Here is a 24,683-nt window from a genome sequence, read left to right on the forward strand (position 1 = left end):
ATGAATGTGGGAGGTGTTCGGATAAAGTCGATAATCAAGGTTTGACTAGTCATTTAAGAACGTCCCCAATGACTAGTTCCGTTTGCGGGGGAGGCGTGGGACAATACCGAGCGAACGTGATGGGGCATCTGGAAAAGGGGTCGCGATGAACAAGTTGAGGACGCTTGCCGACGTGTTGCGCCAGGCTGGCTTTGCGCGCATCACCGGCCTGTTCCTTATCTTCTACCTGCTGTGCTCGACGGCCGTCTGGCTGTCCGACCCTGCGACCCTTACGTTTGGCGATGGCCTCTGGTTTAGCTTTGAGACGGTCTCGACGATCGGCTTTGGCGATATCCCTGCCGAAACGCCGGTCGCCCGCGCTATCACCGTCGTTTTGAGCGTCATCAGCATCTTCTACATCGCCATGCTCACGGGCGTGGCGGTGAATTACTGCAATACGCTCATCAAGATGCGTCAAAAGGACACCATGGCGCGCTTTATGGACGATCTTGAGCACCTGGAAGAGCTCGACCGCGATGAGCTCGCCGACTTGTCGCGCCGCGTGCGCGAATATCGCCGACGCCAACGCTAGAACGGGCGCCGCGCGTCACGACGAGGGGGACCGAATATGAATATCACCGTGTATCTGGGCGCCAGCGTCGGTAACGACCCGGCGTTTCTGCCTGCGGTGTGCCAGCTCGGCGCATGGATTGGCTCCAACGGCCACGCGCTGGTATACGGCGGATCCAAGTTGGGGCTGATGGGCGCGCTTGCCGATAGCGTGCTCGATGCCGGTGGACGCGTGACCGGCGTGGAGCCAAGCTTTTTTATCGAGGCGGAGTATCAGCACGACGGTATCAATGACCTTATCGTGACGAGCGACATGGCCGAGCGTAAGGCCAAGATGATCGAGCTCGGTGATGCGTTTATCGCCTTTCCGGGCGGCACGGGCACGCTCGAGGAGATTGCCGAGGTCATGTCGGCCGTGTCGTTGGGACATCTGAGCGCGCCGTGCATTCTGTACAACCTGAACGGTTACTACAACGACCTCAAGGCGCTGCTCGAGCACATGATCGATAAAGGCCTATCGAGCTCGCAACGTCAGGCCGGCATCTACTTTGCCGACGACCTGCACCAAATTGTATCGATTATCGACAACTAGGCCTTGGGGCCATCGCGTGTGCGGCGCCCAACGGTGCCGTTTGAGGCGTAGATGGCTGGCCCGTCCGCGCTGTGCCCGTCCTACAATAAAACGTATCTTTGTCGATTTAGACCACGGGAGGCCCCGATGGATAACCTTGCAAAACCCAAAAACCGTGCGCTGTTTTTAGTGAGCGTAGCCGTGACCGGTGCGTTTGCAGGCGCCGCGGTCTGGCTGTTTTTCTTTGCGATGGAGCACGGCATCGACTATCTATGGACCGAGATCCCGCATATGCTGGGCGTCGCTTCGCCCGAGCTCGCGAGCGGTCCGTTCGGTTTTTTGCCCTACCCGTTTTTCGTCTGCCTCCTGGGCGGCCTGCTGATCGGTCTGTACGAAAAGATGACAGGCACCAAGACCGATGACCTCAACCAGGTGATGGCTAAGGTTAAGCAAGACGGACGCTACCCGTACGACAACCTCGGCAAGCTTTCGCTCGCGGCGTTGCTGCCCCTGCTGTTTGGCGGAAGTATTGGACCGGAGGCCGGCCTGACCGGCGTTATCGCGGGCCTGTGCAGCTGGGTCGGCGACCGCATGCGTCGCTTTGGCGCCGAGTTCAGGCAGCTCACGCTGCTGGGTACCCAGGCAGCGCTGGCGGCGCTCTTTACCGCGCCCGTGTTTGGCTTTGTGGCGCCGCTCGCCGGTAGCGCCGACGGCCAGGGCGCTGGCGAGGACTCCGCGTCCGATGAGATCACCATCAAGCTGCCCAAGGCGCAAAAGACCGTGGTCTACGGCATCGCGATTGCCGGCGGTCTGGGCACCTATCTGCTGCTCGGCCAGCTTATGGGCGGCGGCATGGGCATGCCCAGGTTCGAGGCCGCCCAGGTGGGTAACCTGGAACTTGTCTGGCTCATTCCGCTGGCGTTGGTCGGCACCGTATGCGGTTGGCTGTACTTTGTCTCTGAGCATGCAAGCGAGGCACTGTCCCATGCAATAGGGGAGCGCCCGGTCGTCAAGGCCATGCTGGCCGGCCTGGCGCTCGCCATCTGTGGCACGGTCCTGCCCTACACCATGTTTGCCGGCGAGACCCAGGCCGATGTGCTCATGGAAACCTATCTGACCATTCCCGCTGGCGTGCTTATCGCGACCGGTCTTGTTAAGGCCATGCTGACGCCCGCCCTCATCAACCTTGGTTGGCGCGGCGGCCACTTCTTCCCGGTTATCTTCTCGGGTGTGAGCCTGGGCTATGGCCTTGCCATCCTCACCGGCGCAGATCCGGTCTTTTGCGTCGCCGTCTGCACCGCCTCGACGATGGGCGCCGTCATGCGTCAGCCCGTCATGGTCGTGGGCCTGCTGCTCATGTGCTTCCCGCTCAAGGGCATCGTCTGCATGATCATCGCCGCTGTTATCGCCGCCGGCATTCCGCTTCCCAAGCCGCTGCGCAAGTAGTACGGTGGCGCACGCCGGGGACATGCCGTTTGCCATGGATTTGCGGATGGGCGATTGCGACCGATTGCGGCCCGCGTGGGTCGAGATTTGCTTGCCTACAGGTCGCGTGCCCGATAGACCTTGGTGCTGACGGTGCAGCTGATTGCACATAGCGTGAGGGCCAGTACGGCAATTCCTGCGCACAGGCAGCCGAGGACGGCGGGATCGGGATTCGCCCCAGCAATCGACATGAGCCAGTTGCTGATGGGGTTGGAGGAGCTCAGCGTGGCCATGGCAAGGCATCCGAGCAGGGCAAACAGGCCGACGGAAAGGCGCAGCGCCTCCATGTGTCCAAATCGAAAGAACAGCGGCTGTGCCAGAAACACCATCATGAGGGAGATGAGCATCGATGCGGCGGAGGCTATTGTGGTCTCAAAGACGATCTGTCCCGTCGAGGGCATGCCCGTGTGATCGAAGAACGGAAGAGTGATGGTGCTCAAAAGCACGGTCGCGCACGCCATGATGGCCGAGAAGGCAACAATGCAGAGGTAACGTGCGCAGATGATGTCTTTGCGCGAGAGGGGCAGCGTTGCCCGATAGCGCTCCCATCCGTTTTGATTGTCGTAGCCGGCCAGCGAGCTCATGACCATGATGGGCGACATGGCACTGACCGCGCAGGCGCCGGCACTCATGCCAGAGTCACCGTCCGATGCGTTGGCGAGGGTCAGTACGACGAAGATGAACAGGCCGACGCCCGCGATGCTCGGGACAAGCGTGCGGACGATGGCAAGCTCAGACATAAAGGCGCGTTTCATTTCGAAACCCCTTTCAGTATGAGGCGAAGATAGTCATCAATGGTTGCCCGGTCGCAGGGAATCTCGGGGAAGGCCTCGAGCGCCTCGCGACGGTTGGGTACGAGCACGTCCACGCTATAGGCGTGGTGGGCGGCACGGGCACCTTCGACGCAAGCCATAAGCTCTGCGGCCTGTGCTTGGGTGCAGTGGGCGATGCCGGCTCGGTCGGTAATGTCCTCGCGCGGCAGGTCAAACACAATCGAGCCGTTATCGATGCAGATGACGCGGTCGGCAGTGCGATCGAGGTCGGATGTAATGTGGCTCGAGAGCAGCACGCTGTGCTGGCCGTCGGCGACAAAGGCAAGCAACTCGTCGAGCAGTTCCTCGCGCGCCATGGGATCGAGGCCCGCGGTGGCTTCGTCCAAAACGAGCAGCTTGGCATTGTGGCTGAGCGCACAGGCGAGCTGCAGCTTCATGCCCATGCCGCGGGAGAGGTCCTTGACCTTCGTCTTGGGATCGAGGCCAAATCGGTCGATGAATCCGGCGAACGTTTCGCAGCTCCACGTGGGGTATGCCGGGCCTACGAGCTTCTCGACCTGGCCCACCTTGAGCGTGGAGGGGAAGGGGCACGTGTCCAGGACAAGGCCGACGCGGGAGCGCAGGTGGCGCTGCGTCTCGTCGGGCGCGTTGGCGTCGCAGCGCTGTCCAAGCAGATGCACCTCGCCGGCATCGGGCTTTATAAGCCCAAGCGCGGCGCGAATGGTCGTCGTCTTGCCGGCGCCATTTGCGCCCACAAAGCCAACGATCTGGCCGGGCTCCACGGCAAGCGTGACGTCGCGCAGTGAAAAGCGGTCGCTCACGCGGCGCGATACACCTTTGAGTTCTAGCAACTTTTGCATGGTATAGCCTTTCTTGCAGATGGCTACTGCATGGTTTCGGGGGCTACGAGGTCGAGCATCTCGTGCAGCTTGTCGCGCGTGACGCCCAAGGCTTCGGCTTGGCTCGCCGCTTTCGCAAGCAGCTCTTCGATATGGCAGAGCTGATTTTCGCGCAAGAGTTCTTGGTTGCCCTCGGCGACAAAACAGCCCTTGCCCTGCACGGTGCAGATAAAGCCGAGTTGCTCCAGGTCGGCGTAGGCGCGCTTGGTGGTGATGACACTCACGCCAAGATCGCTCGCGAGTGCACGGATGCTGGGGAGTTTGGCTCCCGAAGCGAGCGCGCCCGAAAGGATCTGAGCTTTGACTTGCGAGGCTATTTGCTCGTAGATGGGCTTGTCGCTCGAATTGGATAGGATGATGTCCACAGCGGCTCCTTAGCTGTTGGGCTACACGTGTATATAACCGGTAAGCACAGTATATATACACTATGTACAGTTACGCAAGAGACAAATTCGGATTGGGCCGGCTACCCAGGCCCCAACTGATGAATTTGTCCTGATAGGCGCCCTAGAGCGGGATTTCGCGGCTACAATAGTGCGGTTACATCGACGTAATGCACTCAATGCAAGAAAGGATCCGCATGGCAAGCCTGTCGGATGAAATCTCGTCGCGCCGCACATTCGCGATCATCAGCCACCCGGACGCCGGTAAGACCACGCTTACCGAGAAGCTGCTGCTCTATACCGGCAGCATCCAGACTGCCGGTTCGGTCAAGGGCAAGAGCTCGGCCAAGCACGCCGTCTCGGACTGGATGGACATCGAGAAGGAGCGCGGCATTTCCGTTACCTCCTCGGTGCTGCAGTTCACCTATAATGGCGCCTGCGTCAACATCCTCGATACCCCCGGCCACCAGGACTTCTCGGAGGATACCTACCGTACCCTTATGGCCGCCGACGCCGCAGTCATGGTCATCGACGGCGCTAAGGGCGTCGAGGCCCAGACCAAAAAGCTCTTTAAGGTCTGTACGCTGCGCCACATTCCCATCTTCACCTTTGTGAATAAGCTCGACCACGAGGCTCGCGATCCGTTTGAGCTCATGGAAGAGATCGAGAACGTCCTGGGTATCAATACGTATCCCATGAACTGGCCGATTGGCAGCGGCCGCAACTTCCGCGGCGTGTTCGACCGTCAGACCCGTCGCGTCATTGCCTTTGAGGGCGACGGTCACGCCAATGCCACCAAGAAGGTCGCCGAGGTCGAGGCCGAGCTGGGCGATCCTTCCATGGATGAGCTTATTGGCGAGGAGAACCACAAGAACCTGATGGACGACATCGAGCTGCTCGATGGCGCCGGCGACGAGCTCGACTTGGATGCTGTGGCCTGCGGCAAGCTGAGCCCGGCGTTCTTTGGCTCGGCGCTCACCAACTTTGGTGTGGAGCCCTTCCTCAAGGAGTTCCTGCGCCTGGCCCCGACGCCGCGCGCCTATACCGATACGCTCACCAGTGAGCCGGTCGATCCCTGCCGCGACGACTTTAGCGGCTTTGTGTTTAAGATCCAGGCCAATATGGACAAGAACCACCGAGACCGTATCGCCTTTGTGCGCATTTGCTCGGGCAAGTTCGAGCGTGGCATGGACGCCTTCCACGTGCAGGGCAACCGTAAACTCAAGCTTGCTACGGGCACGTCGATGATGGCCGATGACCGCGCCATCGTGGACGAGGCGTACGCGGGCGATATCGTGGGCCTGTTCGATCCGGGTATCTTTAGCATCGGCGACACCGTGTGCTCCGGCAAGCGCCACGTGCAGTATCCGCAGATCCCGACGTTCGCCCCCGAGATGTTCGCTCGCATTACGCAGGTCGACACGCTCAAGCGCAAGCAGTTTGTGAAGGGTATGGAGGAGCTTGCCCAGGAGGGTGCCATCCAGATTTTCCGCGAGCTGGGTGCCGGCATGGAGAGCGTCATCGTGGGCGTGGTCGGCGTACTGCAGTTTGAGGTGCTCGAGCGCCGTCTTAAGGCCGAGTACCGTGTTGAGGTTCGTCGCCAGCCGCTGCCCTATACGGACATTCGCTGGATCCAGAACGACCCCGACACCATCGATATCCCGGGCCTTTCGCTTACGCGCGACACGCTGCGCGTCGAGGACATGCGCGGCGGTAAGCTGCTGCTGTTCACGAGCCCGTGGAACGTGGACTGGGCAACCGACCACAACCCCGACCTTATCCTGTCGGAGTTTGGCAACGTAGCCTTTTAACGCATCGGCGCGGTGGCCCTGCGGGGCTGCCGCGCCGGTTGCTTGCCTGCCGCCGCGTGAGCGGCTATCATACCCACCGTCGCCTCAAGACCGTGGCGGCCGAGCAGTTCGGGTCCGATATCCTGCTCGTTAAACCTAAAACCAAAGGAGTACATAATGATCAAGAAGGTCATGGAGGACTACAAGGTCCTGTTGCGGAGCATTCCCGCGGCAACGGTTTCGCTGTTTTTCGTGAGCGTCATCATGATGAACCTGCTGGCCAACAAAGAGCTTATCAGCCTGCCATATCTGGCGCTCGACTGCGGCTTTGTGGTGAGCTGGGTCTCGTTTTTGTGCCAGGACATGATCTGCAAGCGTTTTGGCGCCAAGGCATCCATCAAAATCTCTATCCTCGCGCTGGCGGTCAACCTGGCCGTAAGCCTGTGCTTTTGGCTGTGCTCGCTCACGCCCGGCATGTGGGGCGCCTACTATGACACGGGCATGATCGAGGTCAACACCGCCCTTAACGCCACCATCGGCGGCACCTGGTACGTGGTGTTGGGCTCTTCGCTGGCAATGCTCGTTTCTGCCGTGGTGAACTCCACGCTCAACCAGTCGCTCGGCCGTATGCTCAAAAAGAATAACTTTGCGAGCTTTGCCTTCCGTTCCTATGTGTCCACGGGTGTTGGCCAGTTTATCGACAACCTGGTCTTTGCCATTGTGGTGAGCCACACGTTCTTTGGCTGGACCTGGGTGCAGGTTCTTATGTGCTCGCTGACGGGTGCCGTCGCCGAGCTGCTGTGCGAGGTCTTCCTGAGCCCCGTGGGCTACAAGGTCGTGCGCGGCTGGGAGCGCGAGAACGTGGGCGCCGAGTACCTCGAGCGTCACGCGGCTGCCTAAGGAGCCAATATGCAGGTATTGATCACGGGCGCTTCGGGCGGCATCGGGGCCGCGTGCGTTCAGCGCTTTTTGGACGACGGCCACGAAGTCGTGGGCTTTGATCTGCTGCCGGCGGCGATCGAACACGAGCGCTACCGCCATCTGATCGTTGATGTCCGCGAGCCGGACTCGTTTCCAGTTAACCTTGAACCCCAGGTAATCGTAAACGTCGCCGGTACGCAGGATTCGGCCGACGACATTGCCGCCAACCTGCGTGGCACCATCAACGTGACCGAGCGCTATGCCTTTGTGGGGGAGGGGCTTGCCGCCAAGCCGGCGCCGGCCATTACATCCGTGGTCAATGTGGGGTCGGCGAGCGGGCATACGGGATCGGAGTTTCCCGCCTATGCCGCCAGCAAGGGCGGCGTTATCGCCTACACCAAGAACCTTGCAAACCGTCTGGCGCCGCAGGCTATCGCCAACAGTGTGGACCCGGGCGGCGTTATCACGCCGCTCAACCGTTGCGTGATGGAAGACGAGCGCCTGTGGAATCAGATTATGGAGCTCACACCGCTCAAGCGCTGGGCTACTGCCCAAGAGATCGCCGAGTGGATCTACTTTGTGGGCGTGACCAACCGGTTTATGACCGGGCAGAGCCTGCTGATCGATGGCGGCGAGGCCGGCCGCACCCAGTTTATCTGGCCTGAATAACAAAACGCGCCCGATGGCAAGGTTACCTCGGGCGCGTTTTGCATCATTAATTGCTAACTTTAGCTGGGTATTATCTCTGTAAAGTGCCTTTGAGCTGGTAGACTAAACCCCGAAATATGAAAAGGGGGCATATTGGGGCTGTTCGGTTCACACGAGAAGCGCGACGCGGACCGAGCGCGTCGACTGTTTGAAGAGGCGCTTGCGCAGCAAGGGCCCAACGTTGCGCTGGTCTTGCGTGCCAGCGACTGTCTTCCGCTCTATATCACCCCAAATTTTGAACGCGTCTTTGGCGTATCGCCCGAGCGTATTGGCGACGACATCGAGACGCTGTACCGTTTTATTCCCGATAGCGACCGTGTTCGCATACAGCGACAGGTGAGGGACTGGGACCACGCGACTCCGCTGAACCTTCTGTGCTCCTACCATGCGCCCCATGGAGAAAAAACGCAGCTCAGCATTAGGTTTACGATTGCGCTCATTCAAGACGGCACGCAGTACCTGGTTTCTGCAGTCGATGTGACGACCGAAAACGAGCGTATCGCCAAAGCGGAGTCCGAGCGCGATCGCGCCGTCGAGACCGCCAACGCGCGCACGGACTATATGAACCAGATGAGCCACGAGATCCGCACGCCGCTCAATGGCATCGAGGGCATGATTTCGCTTGCCCGCGAGCATCATGCAGATGAGCCTCGCCTGATGGACGACTTGTCTCGCGCCTCGCAGCTTTCGGCCTACTTGCTTTCGCTTATCAACGATATGCTCGATATGAGCCGCCTCAACAGCGGGCGCGTGCGCCTTGACGATGCGCCGTTTGACATGCGTCTGTTTGCCGATGAGATCGAGCGCATGTTTAGCTCGCAGGCAGCCGACAAAGGGCTTACGTACTCGGTCAATCTGGAGGACTGCGAAAACGTTTTTGTCGTGGGCGACCGCATGCGCCTGTCGCAGATCGTCATCAACTTTATATCCAACGCGGTCAAGTTTACCGAGCAGGGCGGCAGCGTTACCGTAACCCTGCGCGAGATGTACCAGGCAGACGGCGGCGTGAGCTATATGCTGCGCGTGCGCGACACGGGCAAGGGTATGGATCCTCGCTACGTCAGCAAAATCTTTAAGCCGTTTGAGCAGGAGGACCGCACCATCGCGCGCCGCTACGGCGGAACGGGCCTGGGCATGGCCATTACGAGCGCGCTCGTCGACCTGATGGGCGGCGAGATCGTCGTCGATACTGCACCCGGTCGCGGCTCAACGTTTTCGGCCTACATCCCGCTGCGCCTGGCCACGTCCGAGCAGGTTGAGGACCTTAAACTCAAAGGGCAGACGCTCGAGACGGCTCCCGATTCCCTTGGTTCGTCGTTTACCTATCAGTTTGAGGGCAAGCGATTCCTGTTGGCCGAGGATAACGAAATCAATGCCATGATCGTGATTGAGTTGCTGGCAAGACGAGGCGCGGCGGTCGAGCGTGCCGAGAACGGCCAAGCGGTCGTTGAGCGATTCCGGAGCATGCCCGCGGGTACGTACGATGCGATCCTTATGGATATTCAGATGCCCGTGCTCAACGGTTGGGAAGCGGCGGAGCAGATTCGAGGGCTTAATCATGAGGACGCCGGCGCCATTCCCATCATTGCGCTTTCCGCCAATGACTACACCGAGGACGTTGAGCGCTCGCGCAGCGTGGGCATGAACGGACATGTGGGCAAGCCCATTGATCTGAACGTTTTGAAAGCACAGCTGGCGGCCGCGACGGCCGAGGCAGCTTACCGAGGAAATGAGTAACCGTGATCGTCGAACAGTCAAGCAGCATCATCAACGAAGTGAGCCGCGCCCTGCTGGGCAAGCGCGATGTGATCGAGAAGGCCCTCATGGCTATCTACGCTGGCGGTCATATCCTGTTAGAGGATGTGCCCGGTACCGGCAAGACGACGCTGGCCCTGGCGCTTTCGCGCGCGCTGGGTCTGGACTTTAAGCGTGTGCAATTTACGCCCGATACGCTGCCCTCGGACATTACGGGCTTTACGATGTTCGACCGCGACTCCGGTACGTTTCGCTTTGTGTGGGGCGCCGTCAACTGCAACATGCTGCTGGGCGACGAGATTAACCGTACCAGCGCTAAGACGCAGTCGGCCCTGCTCGAGGTTATGGAAGAGCGCGCGGTGACTATCGACGGGCAGACGCATCAGGTCCCGCGTCCCTTTGTGTGTATCGCAACCGAGAACCCGGTGGGCTCGGCGGGCACGCAACCGCTGCCCGATAGCCAGCTCGATCGCTTTATGGTTCGTCTGTCCGTTGGCTATCCGTCGCGCCAGGACCAGATCGATATCCTCAAGGCCCGTCGCTATGTCAACCCGCTCGACGACATTAAGCCCATGGTTGCCTGCGATGATCTGCTCGATATCCAAAACTACCTGGGCGGCGTACAGGTTGCCGACACGGTGCTGGATTATATCGTCCGCCTGTGCGAGGAGACCCGTAATGACCAGCTCGTTGAGCTGGGCGTGAGCCCCCGCGGCATTATCGCGCTCACCCGCATGGCGCGCGCCTGCGCATTGATTCGTGAGCGCGACTATGTGGTGCCCGAGGACGTGCGCGAGGTATTTAAGGCTGTTTGCGCCCACCGTCTCGTTTTACGCCCCCAGGCGCGTATTGAATCGATTGGCGCCGCCGACGTCCTCGACCGCATCCTCGCTGCCGTTCCCGCCCCGTCTATGGGTCAGGTTCGCGGACGCTCGTAGCGGATCGTTTACCTTTTGCGTCCTACGTTACGCCCATGATTGCCAACAAGATTACCTATATCGTGTCCGTCGCGCTCCTGCTCGCCACGTTTGTGTTTACTGCCAATGCGGCCGCGCTCGCTGCTGCCGCGGCGTTGATCGCCATGCCCGTGATTACGGTGGCGGCGTGCCGTTCGAGCGTTGCCTTGCTCAAGCTCGGCTTTGAGCTTCCCCGGTCGTGTATTGTAAACGCGCCTCTTGCATTGCGCATCACGTTGGATCGCCCGCTTATGTTTCGCGGTCGCGTTGAGTTGTCGTTTTCGGTATACAACCAGCTGACGGGAACGCGGACGGTCTGTCCCGTAAGCCTTGCCCCTGCGATGGGTCGGCCCGCCACCTTTGAGCTCGAGCTCGATTCGACCGTCTGCGGTGCGCACACGATTACCCTTGACACCGCGCGCCTGGTCGATGAGATGGGCTTTATGTCGCTCGCTCTCGAGGACGCCGACTTCCACGGGTTGTTTACGGTCTATCCCGAGATACTCGATATTCAGGTTGATCCTCATCAGAGTTCTTCTGCCGGTTTAGAGGGTACGAGCTATGACCCCCATCGAAGCGGCCAAGACGCCTCCGAGGTCTTTGACGTGAGGCCCTATCACGAGGGCGATGCTGTTAAGTCGATCCACTGGAAGCTGTCGACACGCTTTGACGACGTGCTGGTGCGTGAGGCTTCGCGCCCCCAAGACCACGCTATTGGCGTCTTGTTTGGTGCGTTTGCGTGCCATTTTGAGCAGTCGAGCCGCTCAGAGGTTCTTTCTGCGGTGCTGGGTTTCACCGCGTCGATATCGCTGGCGCTTATGCGTCAGGGGTACCATCACGTGGTCGTGGCCGCCCCCGAAGGCCCCCTGTCCGCCTATCCCGTCGATGATCGACGTAGTTTTAATAAGATGCTTGACGCCTTGACGGCAACGCCGCTTGGCCCTGCCCATCCAACATCAAATGAGCAGTATGCCAGGCTTATGGCGGCAAAGGGCATTAGTAAAACGGTGCTGGTGACGGCGGGCGTCGATGAGCAGGTCTATATCGATTTGGGCCGTCTGACCGATCTGTCGGTGCTCCATGTGTCGGATTCGGTCGAGTCGTATAGCATCGAGCGCGGCGCCAACTACATCATCACCCATTGCCCGGTATCGAGCGACTCGGCCCGTATGAAGAGTCTGGAGCTCTAACATGGACTTTGTGACTCTTACCTCGACGGAGCGCGTCGCTTCGAATAGCCGCGTTGTTGCCGTGTTCCTGTCGGTGGCTCCCGCGGTTTTACTGTCTGCGGGCTTCTGCTGCACAATTGCTCGGTGTCTGAGTGCAACGTGCATGGGGGTAATGTTTGCCGTTGCCGTTGGCGTGGCTGTTGCGCTGAGCGTTTTGGATGTTTCGCTGGCGTCGAAAAAGACCTCCTTCTGGATTGTCTTGGCTGCGGCGTCCGTAGCGCTTTTATGCGCGCTCTTGATTCCTTCGGCACGCTGGGGCTTCTATGCGTGCGTCAATACCGTTATCGCTCGCATCAACTCAATCTGTGAGCTGTATATTCCATTGGTGGCAGACGCCGGTCTGCTGTGCGAAGCCGTGTCGCTGGCGGTGCTCGCCGGCATATTTGCCGGCTCACTCGCCTGGCTTTTTTCCAACTTGAGCGTTTCGTGGCCCACGCTCTTAATCGTCGCTATCTGCGGTGCAGGTTCCATGACGCTGCAGCTCGGTGATTCTGCGATGCCTATGGCGCTGGGCGTTGCGGGCTGGCTTGTCCAGCGCCGTGCTCGCGAGTTGCGGGGCTCTACGGTGGGTTTACCCCAGGTTCTCATTGGTCTTGGCGGCCTGTGTGCCGCATGCGGCGCTCTCTTTGCACTGACGGTCGCCCTTGTGCAGCCTCTTCCTGCGCTGTCCGACATGTCGGCGTCTGCCGTCAAGGCGGTTCAGAGCGTTCGATTTGGGGACGACACGCTGCCCGAGGGCGACCTTTTGCAGGCGACGCACATGAACGAGGGCGAGTCCACGACGCTGTCGCTTACTGCCAGCAAGACGCTCGCTGACGATCTGCTCATGAAAGGTTTTGTGGGCACGACCTTTAATGGCATGTCTTGGGGGCGCGGCGACTGGATGTCCTACGAGGGCGAATGGTCCGGCATGCGTGAGTGGCTGCGTCAGAACGGTTTGACGGTAGCCGAGCAACGCGCCGCGTTTGACACCGAGGCCGAGCGCGAGGGTGGCGAGCCTGTCGAGGCGGTTGAGATTTCGGTCGATGCGTCGGGCGCCAACCGCAGATACACCTATGCTCCCTATACGCTGCGCTCGCTGGGCGGTACCGGTGCAATGTTGACCGCCTCGACGATTCTAAGCATGGACTTTTTGCCGTCTAAGGCGTATCGCATGACCGTCGATAACGTGCCGGTGGATGACGTCATCGCAGATTCGAGCTGGCTGGCGTCCTCCAAGAGCGACTATGCAAAAAGCGAGCGGGTGTACGCCGCTTTTGTTCGCGATAATTACTTGGACGTTCGCGAAGAGGAGCGGGATGCCATCGATGCATACCTGTTCTCGAGCGACAGCTGGGATGCTGGGGCGACTGTTTCGGATACAGCCGTGATCAGTCGCGTGCGCACGATGTTGGCTTCGCTTGCGGGACAGACGGATAACCCGCCAGCCTATACCGGGGCGACGTCGTTTGTCGCGTGGTTCTTGGGCACGGCGCACGAGGGCAACTCTGCTTACTTTGCCACGGCGGCGACGCTCGCGTTTCGATCTCAGGGAATTCCCGCGCGCTATGTCGAAGGCTATCGGGCAGCAGATGATCAGCTGGCCGCTGCTGTTGGGGCAGGCGTGGCGCTCAACTTGACGGCTGCCGATGCGCACGCGTGGACCGAGATCTACCTTGACGGTCAGGGATGGACGCCCGTGGAGGTCACCCCTGGATACTATAGCCAGACGCTCGATGCCGATAAGATTATCGATGTGGGCGAGGCATGGAGCAACGGCGCCAACGATAAGACGCTCGATGCGGGCTCGGTCGCAGGACAGGCCGAGGATAAGCATCGCGAGGATGTGCCGGTAATGCATAACATTCCCGATGTGGCCAAAGTTGGGGTCGGTTTGATCGGCACGGCGATTGCCGCCCTGCTCGCTCTGTTTGTTCGCAGGTTTGTCTTGCGCGTTCGGCGCACGCGGGCTATCGAGAGCGATGAGCAGGATATATGCGTGCCGGCACTCTACGGCTATCTTGCCCTTGTGATGAACCAAAGCGGTCTCGACGCCTTTGACGAGACCAAGCCGCTCGATTGCCTGGACACCTTTGCCGCGGTGTTCCCCCAGATCGACCCGTGGGAATACCGCCGAGCGATTCAACTCCATCAAGCCTATGCGTTTGGTGGGCGCCAGCTTAAGCCAAACGAGTTGCGCACGCTCCGACGTTTTACCGAACGCCTGCATCGGAGCATGCCGGCTCCGCAAACTGTTATTGAACGCTTCCGCCGCTACATGCTGCACGCGTTGTAGAGGGAGTAGGTCTACGTGTTTTCTAAGTATCCTCAACATATGGCTTCGCACAAGAACGCGGCGTCGGCCAAACTAAAAGGCCCGCGGAATGCGCCCGCGCGCGTTCAGCATGCCGCCAAAAATATGTATCGCGCCAAGCCTTTGGCTGCAACGCGCGTTGTGGCGGCGGCGGTTTCGGTTGCTGCGGTCGGCGTATTTGGCGCGGTCGCCTTTGAGTTGGCTCAGAGTAATCTGAGCTTCGATCCTTCGGGGTATATCGCTGCATACAGTCACGGTGACGCGGAGTCCGGCGAGGCGTATCGGATCAGTCCGCTCTCGACGGATGCCGAGGCAAATCGTCATGACGAGGATAGCGACAGCCGGGATACGAGCGCACGTGAGCAGCAGGCGCGGCTCGATAATGCGCAGGGACAGGTAAATCTGACGGGGCAAAGCGGCACGACCGCCTACAACGTTACCGGCAGCGCCGATGGAACGGGCGTAGGAGTTGCGGGTGGTTCGGGCAGCGGCGCGGGCGGCGCTGGCGGCTCGGGAGGCGGGCAAAACGTTCCCGTTATCAATGCGGGCGGAGCATCTGGCGGCAATGCCGGCGGCGGTGCGGGCGGAAACGGTTCGGGCGGTAACGGCGGTAGTGGCGGCTCGGCCACCTCGACGGCCAATTCCTACAAGTATCTTCTTGCGGACCCCGCGCCCCAAAAGGGTGCCCCCATGGGAGATACAACGTTCTTTACGCAGTTTAACGGTGCGGCCGGATTCATCGATCCCGTTAACGTGCAGATTTCACCCATGGAGGATGCAATCTACGATGGGCAGATGCTCGACGCCTGGACGCTGTTCTGCGCCATGGATGTCCACTGGAGTGACGACAAGGGCCTCTACTATCTTGCCTGCACCAAGGACGAGTTCGCCACGTTTCCGTATCTCCGCATCGACTCGTGGACCAATGCAGCGGGCGAGCAGAATCCGGCGCTGTGCTCGAGCCAGCCGCTCACGGTAAGCGTCTCGCTGCGCTTGTCGCAGGATACGGCGTGGACGACACGAACCGTTACCATCCAGCCGGCGCAGTCGCGCCTGTTTGTGGTCGGCCAGCCCGATTCGATGGGCCAGCGTAGTGTGATTTGGAGCACGCTGAGCTCCAAGGAGAACCTGCTGGGTGTCAACACACAAGAAGCCTTTATGAAGCAGGCGGGCCATGTCGATTCGGAGGGCTACCTTAATGCCTTGTTGCTGGGGTGGCGCGAGAACGAGGCGGCCGTCCCGTATTTCTACACGCTGACACCCGGTCGCCATGTGGTGGTTCCCGGCGACGTCGTGTCCATCGGCCCCGCCTACAAGGTGCGTTTTCAGGGTTATGCCCTCGACGAGGACTATCGCTTTGACGACGACCCTACCAGCCTCAATAACTCACGCCTGCAGACGCTTGTCGATGTGGATGAGTCGGTCGTGTCGGTCGATGGCGGGGGCGAGACGCTCAGCGTTCCGCAGGGTGTGCAGGCGGTCGACGCCTATACCGACAGTCGTCAGCGTGAAGTCTTTACGTGGCAGATCAACAATCTAGAGCTACCGTCCTCGGTGTACTACGTCAACGTCAATGCGGGCTTTCAAGTGCTCGATGCCTACCGTGTTGCGTCGGATAACCCCGTCTATGCCGCAACGGATGAGGGTATCTTGACCTCTCGCGATGGCAAGGAGTATCTGGGCGTTCCCTACCATACGCGCGAGCTCGATGTTCCCGCCGATATTACCCATGTCGTCATTCCCAATCGCAATAAGCTCGATCGTATTGTTCTGCACGCATCCAAAGAGGGCGAGTTGCCCCAGATTGACGTGAGTAAGCTGCAGGACTGTACCCTGGTCGTTGACGATGCCGCACTGCTCGATTTTATTACCGAGCACGCGGACGAACTAGAGAATGCCTACGGCGTATACGTGTCGCCCGCGACCAACCCCAGTGTCCAGCTCACGTACTCACAGGGGCTGGTGTACAACATTAATTCGCAGCTCGAAAGCGACCTGTGCTATGTGCTCGATACGGGTTCCAATATTGCCCTGGTGCAGATTTCCAACACCATCAAGAAGGGTGCCTTTGCGGGCAACACGTCGGTTGACACGCTGGTACTCATGCCGTGGTTTGACGATAAGGTGACGCTCGAGGACGGTAGCCTTGCGGGCGGTTCCGTGCGGACCATCGTGTGCGCAACCGACGAGCAGGTCGCGTATGTCGAGCAGCATAAGGCTGCTGCCGGTGCACCCGATGCGCGCGTGATTAAGATGAGCCTGTCTCAAGATGGGTACTTGTATTATGCCAACGCTGGCAAGACGATTTTGCTGTCCGCTGCAGGCGATGAGGATGGCAACCTGTCCGCGACCTTTGACGGCACCTTGCTTACGGATGGCGGCAAGCAGCTCCAAGTAGATTCCATCGCACCGTATGCTTTCTCGGGCGATGCGGAGCTCAGGTTTGTCAATCTGGGCGAGAAGACGAGTGCCATCGGCCGTAACGCGTTTGAGAACTGCCAAAACCTTCAAGGTGTGTTTATCGGCACGCCTGATAGCATCGAGGTGGGGGCCGATGCCTTTAAGGGCTGTACGGGCCTGGGCTTTGTGGCGTCGCGTGCTAAAAAGGCTGTCTTTGCCACGACCGAGAATCCCAATCCGGCCGGCTGCACCTGGTATGCGCCCGATGGCGAGCTGCAGGGCTACGACAGCCGCTTTGTCACTGTCGACGGCATTTACGATTTTGCTTGCGATGCCCAAAGCGACGACGCGCCCCTTCTCTACGGCTATTACGATGGCGACGAGGAAGGCAAGCCAAGCATCCTGCTCGGTGCGCCCTCGATGCTCAACGGTACGATTGAGCTGCTGCCGAGTACGATTGAGATCTTTGGCGGCTATTCCTTGTCTGGCGCCAAGGACCTGCCTGGTGCCTTTGAGGGGACCGGAGGCGCGTGGGATGTCGATTGGGCTTCGGCTCCCAAGCTGGCATATATCGATCGCTATGCCTTCAGGAATTCCGGCATCTCCGGCGACCTGAACATCGATCTTCCCGATAACGATATCTACGTCGGCGTGTCGGCGTTCGAAGGCTGTACGAATCTTGTCTCGGCGTCTGTGCACGCGGCAACGATCGAAATCAGCGATCAGGCATTCATGGACTGCCCGAGGCTCGCGAGTGCATCGTTTGTGGCGGATACCAATGGCGACTACGACGCAGCTACGGGTTCGGGCTCTCGAAACTACCTGGCGTCATCGGTGTTTGGCAATGATGCCGCCTTTACGAACTTGACCGTCGGTACCGGTATCGCGACGCTGGGCTATCCATCGCCGGGTGTGGGTTTCTTCTTGGACGGCGCAACCGATGTCCAAGAGGAGGCCAGCCGCATTCACCTGTCGTTGCCCAGCGGCATGGAGCAGGACTACCTCAATGCATGGGTCTACGGACTCATTGGCTACGACGACTACGACACGTATTATGGCGTTGTGGAATTTGGCATGCTTTCCGATTGGTTCATGGGGGAGGGTCCGGAGCCGACGGCCGATGCGGTTAGGGCGCAGATGGCTCAGAACCTATTGGAGCCCGAGAATCGCCTGCGAACCATGATGGGGCTGCCGTTGGTCGAGGCTTCTACGGTTATCCAGGCGGACGGCGATGCGTTCGAGAGCGATGAATGGAAGATCGAGGACAACGGTGACGGTACTGCCACGCTGGTCTCGGCGCCGTCCGATATCGAGCGTACCGATCTGGCGAGCGTGTTGACGGGGCCGACCGTAATCGACTCGAATGCCTTCTCGCACTGCTCGAACCTCATCGAGATTGAGCTGTGCGATAAGGTGGTCGGCATCCAGAGCGGTGCGTTTGCGGGCTGCAGCGGCGTGACGGTGACGCTGCCTACTGGCTGTCTGCTGCCGGAGTTGCTGGGCGGGATGGAGAGCATGCCGTTCTCGTTTGGCGGCAACGTGGCGCTCAATATTGCCGAGGCCGATCGCGAGCCGCTGCTCAAGACGTGGCCTCGTCAGATGGTGGGAGTTGCCACGGATGACGAGGAAGCCGACTACGTTGAGAGCAAGTGGTTCGGCAACGTCAACATGGATACGTTTGAGTCGCCGACGTTCGATGTGCTCAATAAGGCTGTAAATGAGCCCATCATGGAGTGTGAGAATTGCCTGCGCTCGCTGATGGGCATGGAGGCCATAAGCGATATCGGCGAGCTCGGCGACCCCATTGATATCAATAAGTATCCGCAATATTGGATCGCCGGCTAGGCAGGTTATGAAGCGAGGCAGCCCCAGTCGATGGGGCTGCTGCCGTTTTGCTCGAGCAATTCATTGGCTGTCGAGAAGGGACGCGACCCCATAAAAGCGGGGAGTTCTGCCGTGGCACGGTTGGCCGAAAGCGGCGAGGGGTGCGTGGAGGCCAGGCAGAACTTGCCGGTTGCCTCGCCTGCGCCGGTTGCGGCGAGCTTGTCCTCAACCATCTGCTGGGCAAAGCGACCCCATGCCAAAAAGACGACCGGCTGGGGCAGCTGGCAGCAGCGTTCGATAACGTAGTCGGTGAGCGTGCTCCAGCCCAGCTTGGCGTGCGAGTTCGCGGCATGTTCGCGCACGGTGAGCGTCGTGTTGAGAAGCAGGACGCCCTGTTGTGCCCAGGGGGTTAGGTCTCCCGTGGCGGGAATGGGGCAGCCCAGATCGGCGTTGAGTTCCTTATAGATGTTGCGCAGGCTCGGCGGCAACTTGGTTTGCGTCGCAGGCACCGAGAACGACAGCCCCATGGCCTGGTTGGGCCCGTGATAGGGGTCTTGGCCCAGGATGACGGCCTTGACCTGGTCGGCCGGCGTGTAGGCGAGGGCATTGAGGATGTCGTCTTGTGCCGGGTAGATGGTCTGCTCGGCACGCAGAAGGGCGATGCACTCGAGCAGCTGGTTCGTAGCGTTACGTACCGGCTGCGGTGCATCGCCCAACCAAGTTGCTATGTTGCGGTCGCGAGTTGCAGCGTCCATGGAACTCCTTTAGGGCAGATGCTTTGTCGGCATCTATTGTAAAGGCGTCAGAGACCTTTATGCCGCGGCTGTATGAGGAGTGGGGTCTACGAGACGTGCTCGGGCGCTGCCGCCATATGAGCATGCCCATGTGCGCGAAGGCGCGGAAGCTCGGCAGTTGCCACCATGACGCCGGTGAGGATGAGGGCAGCGCCAAGGAAGGCGATGGGGCTCAGGACCTCGCCGACCAGGAAAAACGAGAAGACGGCGGAGCAGACCGGCTCGAGCGAGAAGGCGAAGCCAGTGGTTTCGGCGGGTACGTGGGGCTGCACGAGCGTCTGGGTGATAAAGCCGTAGGCAGAGCAGATGAGTGCGAGCGCAACGATAACGACGATCTCGCTCGGCGTGCTGGGAAGCGTGAAGCCGCCAAAGGTAAATGCGGCGATACCCGAGAACAAGCCGCCGAAGCCCAGCTGCCAAACGCCCAGAGCCAGCGGATCGACTTCTTCGACAAAGCGCTTGGCGATGATAATGTGGCCGGCATAGATAAAGGCCGAGAGCAGCATGATGATCGCGCCGGGATTCAGGCTGGTAAAGTCGGCGCCCGAGAGCAGCAACATGCCGCAGGTGACGATGGCGGTGCCGATGAGCACCTTGCGCTCGGGGGCGCGACGCAGCAGGGCCGCGTTGGCAAACGGTACGATCACGACCGTCAGGCTCTGCAAAAAGCCAGCGGTGGAGGCGGAGGTGAGGCTGGAGCCCAGGCACATGCAGGTGATCTCGGTTGCCATGATGGCGCCGATGATGGCGGCGCGGACCATCAGGTCACGGTTGATGCGCACCGCGTGCTTGTGGAAGAGCAACAGGCAGGCCGCAAAGGCGATGATGCAGCGCAGCGCGACGATGCTCGTGGCGTTCATGCTGTCCATGCCGATCTTCATGAGGGGGTACGAAAAGCCCCATGCGACGGGAACGGAAAATGAGAGCGCGATTGCTTTTTTGCGATCCATGGGACTCCTTTTGTTACAGAACGGTTTCGCAAAAAGGATTCTGCTCCCAGATATGGATGTAGTAAAGCGAATGTATCTTCAGTATGATTAAGAAATACTAATGTTGGAAGAAAAAGCCCTGGCAAAACGTTTTACGGCTACATCGATGTGGAGGCACGATGGCATCGCGGTATCAGATTGTATGTATGGTGGTCGATTGCGGCAGCCTGAAACGTGCCGCCGACGAGCTGGGCTATACGCAAAGCGCGGTGAGCCAGGCCGTCAAGGCACTCGAGCGCGAGCTGGGCACCACGATTATCGAGCGTGGCAAGCAGGGCGTCTCACTGACGCGCGACGGCAAACAGTATCTGCCGTATCTGCGCCAGATCGTTACGGCCGAGGCCGAGCTTGAGGGCAAGCGCCAGGAGTTGCTGGGGCTTTCGTCGACCGACATTCGCATTGCGACGTTTACCAACGTGAGTCGTACTGTGTTGCCGCGTGTGATCCGCGACTTTGGGGCCCTGCATCCGGGCGTGCGCTTTACCCTCAAGCAGGGCGATTACACGCGCAATGCCCAGTGGGTGCACGATGGCATGGTCGACTTTTGCTTTACAGCGCGTGGATTTACCGAGGGGCTCGAGAAACGCGTGGTCTATCACGACGAGCTGGCGGCGCTGTTGCCAGCCGTCCATCCACTGGCGGCAAAGGAAAAGGTGACGCTTGCCGACCTGGCGTCCGAACCGTTTGTGCTGCTGGATGAGGGCGAACAGAGTCTGGTGCTCGATGCGTTTGCCGCGCACGGGCTATCGCCGCATGTGACGAGTGAGGTCACCGATGACTACACCATTATGGCGATGGTGGAGGAGGGCCTCGGTGTGAGCATGCTCTACCGCCGTACCGTCGAGGGCATGCGGGCCGATATTTGTGTGCGCCCCATCGTGCATGCTCCCTCGCGCGACGTCGTGGCGGCTTGGCGCAGCTGGGACACCATGCCTATCGCCACGAGGCGCTTTATCGACTATATGAGCTCGCATATTGTCAATTAATGACTGGCGTGGCGTTGAGTGTGGTGATTAGCGGGCTGTCGCTTTGGCTTGCGCCAGACGGTAGGTGCGTGCCGGATGGCAGAGCAATACCGCCACGACCATAAAGAACGCTGTGGTGCCCAGGCTGATGGGGTAGACTATCATGATGTTCGCAAAGGTGCGGAAGTGCGGGAACACGCAGAATACCCAGTAGAAGCGGATGCCGCAGACACAGATCATGGTGATGAGGGCGGGCATGAGCGAGATGCCAAAGCCGCGCAGGTAGCCGGACATATTCTCGTAGAACATGCTAAAGGCGTATGCCGGGAAGATCGAGCACACACGGATATAGCCGATCGAGACGATGTTGGGGTCGCTGTTGAACAGCGCCAGAATCTCGCGCCCCAGACCGACGATGATGACGATGGTGGTGAGTGCAACGATGCCGCCTTCGACCAGGCAGACCTTGAGCGTCTTGGTGCAGCGGTCGATCTGGCGCGCGCCGTGGTTTTGTCCCACAAAGGTAGTGCAAGCCTGACTAAAGCTGTTGAGCAGGTTGTAACACACATACTCCAGGCTCATGGCAGCGCTGGATGCCGCCATGACCTCGGTGCCCAAGCTGTTGATGGCGGACTGGATGATGATGTTAGCGACGGCAAAGACGGCGCTTTGGATGCCGGCGGGCAGGCCGATCTTAACGATGCGCTTGAGGGCGACGGGGTCTAAGCCTAAGTCGCGTGGGGTGACGCGGACGACGGAATCGGTCTTGAGCAGACGGATAAAGAGCGTGACTGCGCTGACGGTATAGGCGATGGCGGTGGCGATGGCGACACCCGCGACGCCCCAGTGGAGCACGGGGACAAAGATGAGGTCCAGGCCAATGTTGAGGACGGTGGACACGGCAAGCGCCTGCAGCGGCATGCGGGTGATGCCGACGGAGCGGAAGATTGCGGCCTCAAAGTTGTAGAGCAAGATCGAGGGCATGCTGAGCAAAAAGACGCGCAGGTAGAGCGATGCGAGCGGCATGGTTTCGTCAGGGACGTTGAGCGCGGCGAGCATGGGCTCGGCAAAGATCTCGCCCAGTGCGATGACGACAAAGCCCACGAGTGCCATCATAATCGAGGTATGGACGGCGCGTTTGACCATGTTCTGATCGTTGCGGCCGATAGCGTTGGCGATGACCACGTTGGAGCCAAGCGACATGCCAATAAAAAGGTTGAGCATAAGACTGGTAAGCGGAACATTGGAGCCGACCGCCGCCATGGCGAGGGTTCCCTGGTCGCCCGAGAAGTTACCGATGATGACCGTGGCGATGAGGTTCGACAGCTGCTCCAAGATGCTCGTGGCGGCCACGGGGAAGGCGAACAGGGGAATATTGCGCCATAGCGAGCCGGTGGTCATGTCAATGTGCTTAGATGCGGTGTCTGCCATACGCTCTCAATCTCTAATATGCTCATTCGTGCTTATTTGCGCAGACGATGATACTCCTAAGCGCGGGTAGTCTTTTTGGGACGGGGCTGTTTTAGCTATCCCGGCAGGCAATCGGCCAAAACGTCCCCAATGACTAGGTGGGGGAGGCGTGCGACAATGGTGGGCGTTGTGTTGTTCGCGCTAAGGAGTTGCCATGTTGTTGTGTCCTGTTTGCCATGAGCCTTTGGTGGACGACGAGCGCGGTGCTGCATGCGCGGGCGGACATCGGTTTGACCGTGCGCGCGAGGGCTATCTGTATCTGCTGCGCTCGTCCAAGAGCGGCGACTCCATGGGCGATCCCAAGTCGCAGGCACGCAGTCGTCGCGACTTTTTGAACCGCGGTTACTATGCGCCGTTGCGCGATGCGATGGTCGAGCTGGTGCGCGAGCAGGCGCCTGGGTGTGCGGCATCTACCGGCACCCCCATGACCTTGCTCGATATTTGCTGTGGCGAGGGCTACTACACCAGCGCCATGGGTGCGGTGCCGGGCGTGGATGCTTATGGGTTCGACCTGGGCAAAGAGATGGTGCGTCTGGCCGCCAAGCGCGGCGATGCGACCTACTTCGTGGCCAACATGAAGGACATCCCCGTGGCCGATGGCACCTTCGATATGGTGACCGAGCTCTTTGCCCCCTTTAACGAGCGCGAGTTTGCCCGCGTGCTGGCGCCCGAGGGCTCGCTCTACACCGTGGTGCCGGGCGCCCGTCATCTCTTTGGGCTCAAGGAGGTGCTCTACGACACGCCGTACCTTAACGACGAGAAGCTGCCGAAGACAACCGAGCTCGAGTTGGTGGGAACGCAGCGGGTGTCTGCGAACATTACGCTCCAGATGCAGGCCGACATCGAGGCGGTGTTCCAGATGACGCCGTACTACTACCGCACGCGCCCTGCCGACAAAGAGCGCCTGGCAAACCTGGACACCCTTCAGACCGATATCGACTTCATCATCGCCGAGTACCGCCACTAACCTACCAAAAAGGGACAGGTTTATTATGGCAGGTTTTATCTGGGCAAACGTAAAGGGCCGACCGCGTCGTTGCGCGATCGGCCCTTTGTTAGCTGCTTGGATGTAGGGGTCAGTGGAAGGCAAGTGCCTACAGGCGATCCTTGTTCTCGGCTTTAACGGTGTGCGCCTGCTGAACAAAGAACAGGTCGTAGACCACGATGACAAAGGCGCCAAAGTTGATGGCGTCGCCGCCAAACGCGGGAAGCGTGAGCACGGCCTGCGCAATCGTGGCGATTGCGGCGACGATGCCGAGCTTAAACGCGCCATCCACCTGCGAAGGCTTGTTGGCGCCCTTGATGCCCGCAACACCTGCGGCAAGATCGACAAGACCCTTGATGACAAGTACGGCCGCGGCGAGCATGGCGTTCGGCCCGTACGTGGAATCGAGACTGCCTCGGGCGATGCCGACGCCGGCGATGACGAGGCTGGCGATGCCCAAAACAAAGTAAATGAGGGCAAGGATTTTGAGTGTCTTGCGAGCGTAGCTCATGGCTGGATCCTTTCGATACGAGTACGGCCGATCTGGCGTACCCCCTGTGCTGCACATATGGTGAAGCACATTGTAGTTCAACGCGGCGGCGCATGCGTCTGAAAGCGCTTTAGGCCTGCGCACCTCAACCTTTCAAAAAGGAAAGCTGGACGTAAGTCAAATCGATGGCAGCTCATGTGCGGCGCTGCGATGATGAGGATGTAACAAGGAGTTGGTCTAAGGAGGAGCCATGATGTACGGAACAGGGCAGGCGCGCGAGCCGCAATCGTTGGGAAGGCGCATGAGCGATTCTGTGATCGCTGCCGTGTGCACGGGATTGATGGCGGTGCTTTGCATTGGGATGCTGTGGGCCATGTCGCATGTGGGACAATAGCGGACGATTGGGTGCCGACACATGCGGCGCTCACGTATCCGCTTTGCTTGCTAAGGAGTA

Annotated in this window: 21 protein-coding genes; 14 read left to right on the forward strand and 7 right to left on the reverse strand. The window is 59.8% G+C overall.

Features of this window, described 5'->3' with window-relative positions; all coding sequences use genetic code 11:
• The first annotated feature begins 145 nt into the window (after positions 1-145).
• The 3 genes from DW943_RS05045 (at position 146) to DW943_RS05055 (ending at position 2,566) form a co-directional block, all read left to right on the forward strand.
• Positions 146-571, forward strand: a complete 426-nt coding sequence (locus tag DW943_RS05045) for a potassium channel family protein (protein ID WP_117862347.1) — start codon at positions 146-148, stop codon at positions 569-571.
• A 36-nt stretch (positions 572-607) separates the two neighbouring features.
• Positions 608-1,141: a TIGR00730 family Rossman fold protein gene (locus DW943_RS05050; RefSeq protein WP_117862348.1), complete on the forward strand. Its 534-nt coding sequence runs from the start codon at positions 608-610 to the stop codon at positions 1,139-1,141.
• A 126-nt stretch (positions 1,142-1,267) separates the two neighbouring features.
• On the forward strand, positions 1,268-2,566 hold the full coding sequence (locus DW943_RS05055; RefSeq protein WP_117862349.1) for a chloride channel protein: 1,299 nt from the start codon (positions 1,268-1,270) through the stop codon (positions 2,564-2,566).
• Between the two features lie 95 nt (positions 2,567-2,661).
• Here DW943_RS05055 and DW943_RS05060 read toward each other — a convergent pair whose 3' ends face one another.
• From DW943_RS05060 to DW943_RS05070, 3 genes are read right to left on the reverse strand one after another with little or no spacing between them, the layout of a single operon-like run.
• Entirely contained in the window at positions 2,662-3,360 is a 699-nt protein-coding gene (locus DW943_RS05060; RefSeq protein WP_117862350.1) for an ABC-2 transporter permease, read from the reverse strand.
• Positions 3,357-4,238 carry an ABC transporter ATP-binding protein gene (locus DW943_RS05065; RefSeq protein ID WP_117862351.1) on the reverse strand — a complete coding sequence of 294 codons (882 nt, stop codon included), beginning with the start codon at positions 4,236-4,238 and terminating at the stop codon, positions 3,357-3,359. Before DW943_RS05065 ends, DW943_RS05060 begins: the two co-directional genes overlap by 4 nt.
• 23 nt (positions 4,239-4,261) lie before the next feature.
• Entirely contained in the window at positions 4,262-4,642 is a 381-nt protein-coding gene (locus DW943_RS05070) for a GntR family transcriptional regulator (RefSeq protein WP_117862352.1), read from the reverse strand.
• A 215-nt stretch (positions 4,643-4,857) separates the two neighbouring features.
• On the opposite strand from DW943_RS05070, the gene DW943_RS05075 reads away from it, so the two are divergent.
• The 8 genes from DW943_RS05075 to DW943_RS05110 all read left to right on the forward strand — a co-directional run bounded on the left by DW943_RS05075 (position 4,858) and on the right by DW943_RS05110 (position 18,557).
• The gene (locus DW943_RS05075) at positions 4,858-6,471 is read left to right on the forward strand and encodes a peptide chain release factor 3 (RefSeq protein WP_055286676.1); all 1,614 of its coding nucleotides are present in this window, start codon (positions 4,858-4,860) and stop codon (positions 6,469-6,471) included.
• A gap of 156 nt (positions 6,472-6,627) precedes the next feature.
• Positions 6,628-7,350, forward strand: coding sequence for a VUT family protein (locus tag DW943_RS05080; protein ID WP_233543602.1), 723 nt, complete (start codon positions 6,628-6,630; stop codon positions 7,348-7,350).
• A 9-nt stretch (positions 7,351-7,359) separates the two neighbouring features.
• Positions 7,360-8,040: an SDR family NAD(P)-dependent oxidoreductase gene (locus DW943_RS05085; RefSeq protein ID WP_117862353.1), complete on the forward strand. Its 681-nt coding sequence runs from the start codon at positions 7,360-7,362 to the stop codon at positions 8,038-8,040.
• A 132-nt stretch (positions 8,041-8,172) separates the two neighbouring features.
• Positions 8,173-9,816 carry an ATP-binding protein gene (locus DW943_RS05090; protein ID WP_117862354.1) on the forward strand — a complete coding sequence of 548 codons (1,644 nt, stop codon included), beginning with the start codon at positions 8,173-8,175 and terminating at the stop codon, positions 9,814-9,816.
• Positions 9,817-9,818: 2 nt separating this feature from the next.
• Entirely contained in the window at positions 9,819-10,772 is a 954-nt protein-coding gene (locus tag DW943_RS05095) for a MoxR family ATPase (RefSeq protein WP_117862355.1), read from the forward strand.
• A gap of 35 nt (positions 10,773-10,807) precedes the next feature.
• Positions 10,808-11,980, forward strand: a complete 1,173-nt coding sequence (locus DW943_RS05100) for a DUF58 domain-containing protein (protein ID WP_117862356.1) — start codon at positions 10,808-10,810, stop codon at positions 11,978-11,980.
• 142 nt (positions 11,981-12,122) lie between these two features.
• The gene (locus DW943_RS05105; protein WP_158566095.1) at positions 12,123-14,294 is read left to right on the forward strand and encodes a transglutaminase domain-containing protein; all 2,172 of its coding nucleotides are present in this window, start codon (positions 12,123-12,125) and stop codon (positions 14,292-14,294) included.
• A 15-nt stretch (positions 14,295-14,309) separates the two neighbouring features.
• Positions 14,310-18,557: a leucine-rich repeat protein gene (locus DW943_RS05110; RefSeq protein WP_117862358.1), complete on the forward strand. Its 4,248-nt coding sequence runs from the start codon at positions 14,310-14,312 to the stop codon at positions 18,555-18,557.
• Positions 18,558-18,562: 5 nt separating this feature from the next.
• On the opposite strand, the gene DW943_RS05115 is transcribed toward DW943_RS05110, so the two are convergent.
• Positions 18,563-19,291: a uracil-DNA glycosylase gene (locus DW943_RS05115; RefSeq protein WP_117862359.1), complete on the reverse strand. Its 729-nt coding sequence runs from the start codon at positions 19,289-19,291 to the stop codon at positions 18,563-18,565.
• Positions 19,292-19,377: 86 nt separating this feature from the next.
• Complete coding sequence (locus tag DW943_RS05120) at positions 19,378-20,280, reverse strand: DMT family transporter (protein WP_117862360.1); 903 nt, start codon at positions 20,278-20,280, stop codon at positions 19,378-19,380.
• A 158-nt stretch (positions 20,281-20,438) separates the two neighbouring features.
• Between DW943_RS05120 and DW943_RS05125 the strand changes: the two genes are divergently transcribed.
• Positions 20,439-21,305, forward strand: a complete 867-nt coding sequence (locus DW943_RS05125; protein WP_117862361.1) for a LysR family transcriptional regulator — start codon at positions 20,439-20,441, stop codon at positions 21,303-21,305.
• A 27-nt stretch (positions 21,306-21,332) separates the two neighbouring features.
• Here the strand turns inward: DW943_RS05125 and DW943_RS05130 are convergent, their stop codons facing one another.
• Entirely contained in the window at positions 21,333-22,715 is a 1,383-nt protein-coding gene (locus DW943_RS05130; protein ID WP_117862362.1) for an MATE family efflux transporter, read from the reverse strand.
• A 193-nt stretch (positions 22,716-22,908) separates the two neighbouring features.
• Here DW943_RS05130 and DW943_RS05135 point away from each other — a divergent pair, with 193 nt between their 5' ends.
• The gene (locus DW943_RS05135; RefSeq protein WP_117862363.1) at positions 22,909-23,721 is read left to right on the forward strand and encodes a putative RNA methyltransferase; all 813 of its coding nucleotides are present in this window, start codon (positions 22,909-22,911) and stop codon (positions 23,719-23,721) included.
• Positions 23,722-23,848: 127 nt separating this feature from the next.
• Here the strand turns inward: DW943_RS05135 and DW943_RS05140 are convergent, their stop codons facing one another.
• Positions 23,849-24,250, reverse strand: coding sequence for a hypothetical protein (locus tag DW943_RS05140; RefSeq protein ID WP_117862364.1), 402 nt, complete (start codon positions 24,248-24,250; stop codon positions 23,849-23,851).
• A gap of 229 nt (positions 24,251-24,479) precedes the next feature.
• Between DW943_RS05140 and DW943_RS10460 the strand changes: the two genes are divergently transcribed.
• Positions 24,480-24,623 (forward strand): hypothetical protein, encoded by a 144-nt coding sequence (locus tag DW943_RS10460; RefSeq protein ID WP_158549061.1) that lies wholly within the window; start codon positions 24,480-24,482, stop codon positions 24,621-24,623.
• The last annotated feature ends 60 nt before the right edge of the window (positions 24,624-24,683 follow it).

Source organism: Collinsella sp. AM44-11, from assembly GCF_003467145.1.
Taxonomy (GTDB): Bacteria; Actinomycetota; Coriobacteriia; order Coriobacteriales; family Coriobacteriaceae; genus Collinsella.

What these genes read in the sequence shown, in the direction of transcription:
- DW943_RS05045 (WP_117862347.1), top strand. Translation starts at nt 146, where the DNA reads ATGAACAAGTTGAGGACGCTTGCCGACGTGTTGCGCCAGGCTGGCTTT.
- DW943_RS05050 (WP_117862348.1), top strand. Translation starts at nt 608, where the DNA reads ATGAATATCACCGTGTATCTGGGCGCCAGCGTCGGTAACGACCCGGCG.
- DW943_RS05055 (WP_117862349.1), top strand. Translation starts at nt 1,268, where the DNA reads ATGGATAACCTTGCAAAACCCAAAAACCGTGCGCTGTTTTTAGTGAGC.
- DW943_RS05060 (WP_117862350.1), bottom strand. Translation starts at nt 3,360, where the DNA reads ATGAAACGCGCCTTTATGTCTGAGCTTGCCATCGTCCGCACGCTTGTC.
- DW943_RS05065 (WP_117862351.1), bottom strand. Translation starts at nt 4,238, where the DNA reads ATGCAAAAGTTGCTAGAACTCAAAGGTGTATCGCGCCGCGTGAGCGAC.
- DW943_RS05075 (WP_055286676.1), top strand. Translation starts at nt 4,858, where the DNA reads ATGGCAAGCCTGTCGGATGAAATCTCGTCGCGCCGCACATTCGCGATC.
- DW943_RS05080 (WP_233543602.1), top strand. Translation starts at nt 6,628, where the DNA reads ATGATCAAGAAGGTCATGGAGGACTACAAGGTCCTGTTGCGGAGCATT.
- DW943_RS05085 (WP_117862353.1), top strand. Translation starts at nt 7,360, where the DNA reads ATGCAGGTATTGATCACGGGCGCTTCGGGCGGCATCGGGGCCGCGTGC.
- DW943_RS05100 (WP_117862356.1), top strand. Translation starts at nt 10,808, where the DNA reads ATGATTGCCAACAAGATTACCTATATCGTGTCCGTCGCGCTCCTGCTC.
- DW943_RS05105 (WP_158566095.1), top strand. Translation starts at nt 12,123, where the DNA reads ATGGGGGTAATGTTTGCCGTTGCCGTTGGCGTGGCTGTTGCGCTGAGC.
- DW943_RS05115 (WP_117862359.1), bottom strand. Translation starts at nt 19,291, where the DNA reads ATGGACGCTGCAACTCGCGACCGCAACATAGCAACTTGGTTGGGCGAT.
- DW943_RS05120 (WP_117862360.1), bottom strand. Translation starts at nt 20,280, where the DNA reads ATGGATCGCAAAAAAGCAATCGCGCTCTCATTTTCCGTTCCCGTCGCA.
- DW943_RS05125 (WP_117862361.1), top strand. Translation starts at nt 20,439, where the DNA reads ATGGCATCGCGGTATCAGATTGTATGTATGGTGGTCGATTGCGGCAGC.
- DW943_RS05130 (WP_117862362.1), bottom strand. Translation starts at nt 22,715, where the DNA reads ATGGCAGACACCGCATCTAAGCACATTGACATGACCACCGGCTCGCTA.
- DW943_RS05135 (WP_117862363.1), top strand. Translation starts at nt 22,909, where the DNA reads ATGTTGTTGTGTCCTGTTTGCCATGAGCCTTTGGTGGACGACGAGCGC.
- DW943_RS05140 (WP_117862364.1), bottom strand. Translation starts at nt 24,250, where the DNA reads ATGAGCTACGCTCGCAAGACACTCAAAATCCTTGCCCTCATTTACTTT.
- DW943_RS10460 (WP_158549061.1), top strand. Translation starts at nt 24,480, where the DNA reads ATGATGTACGGAACAGGGCAGGCGCGCGAGCCGCAATCGTTGGGAAGG.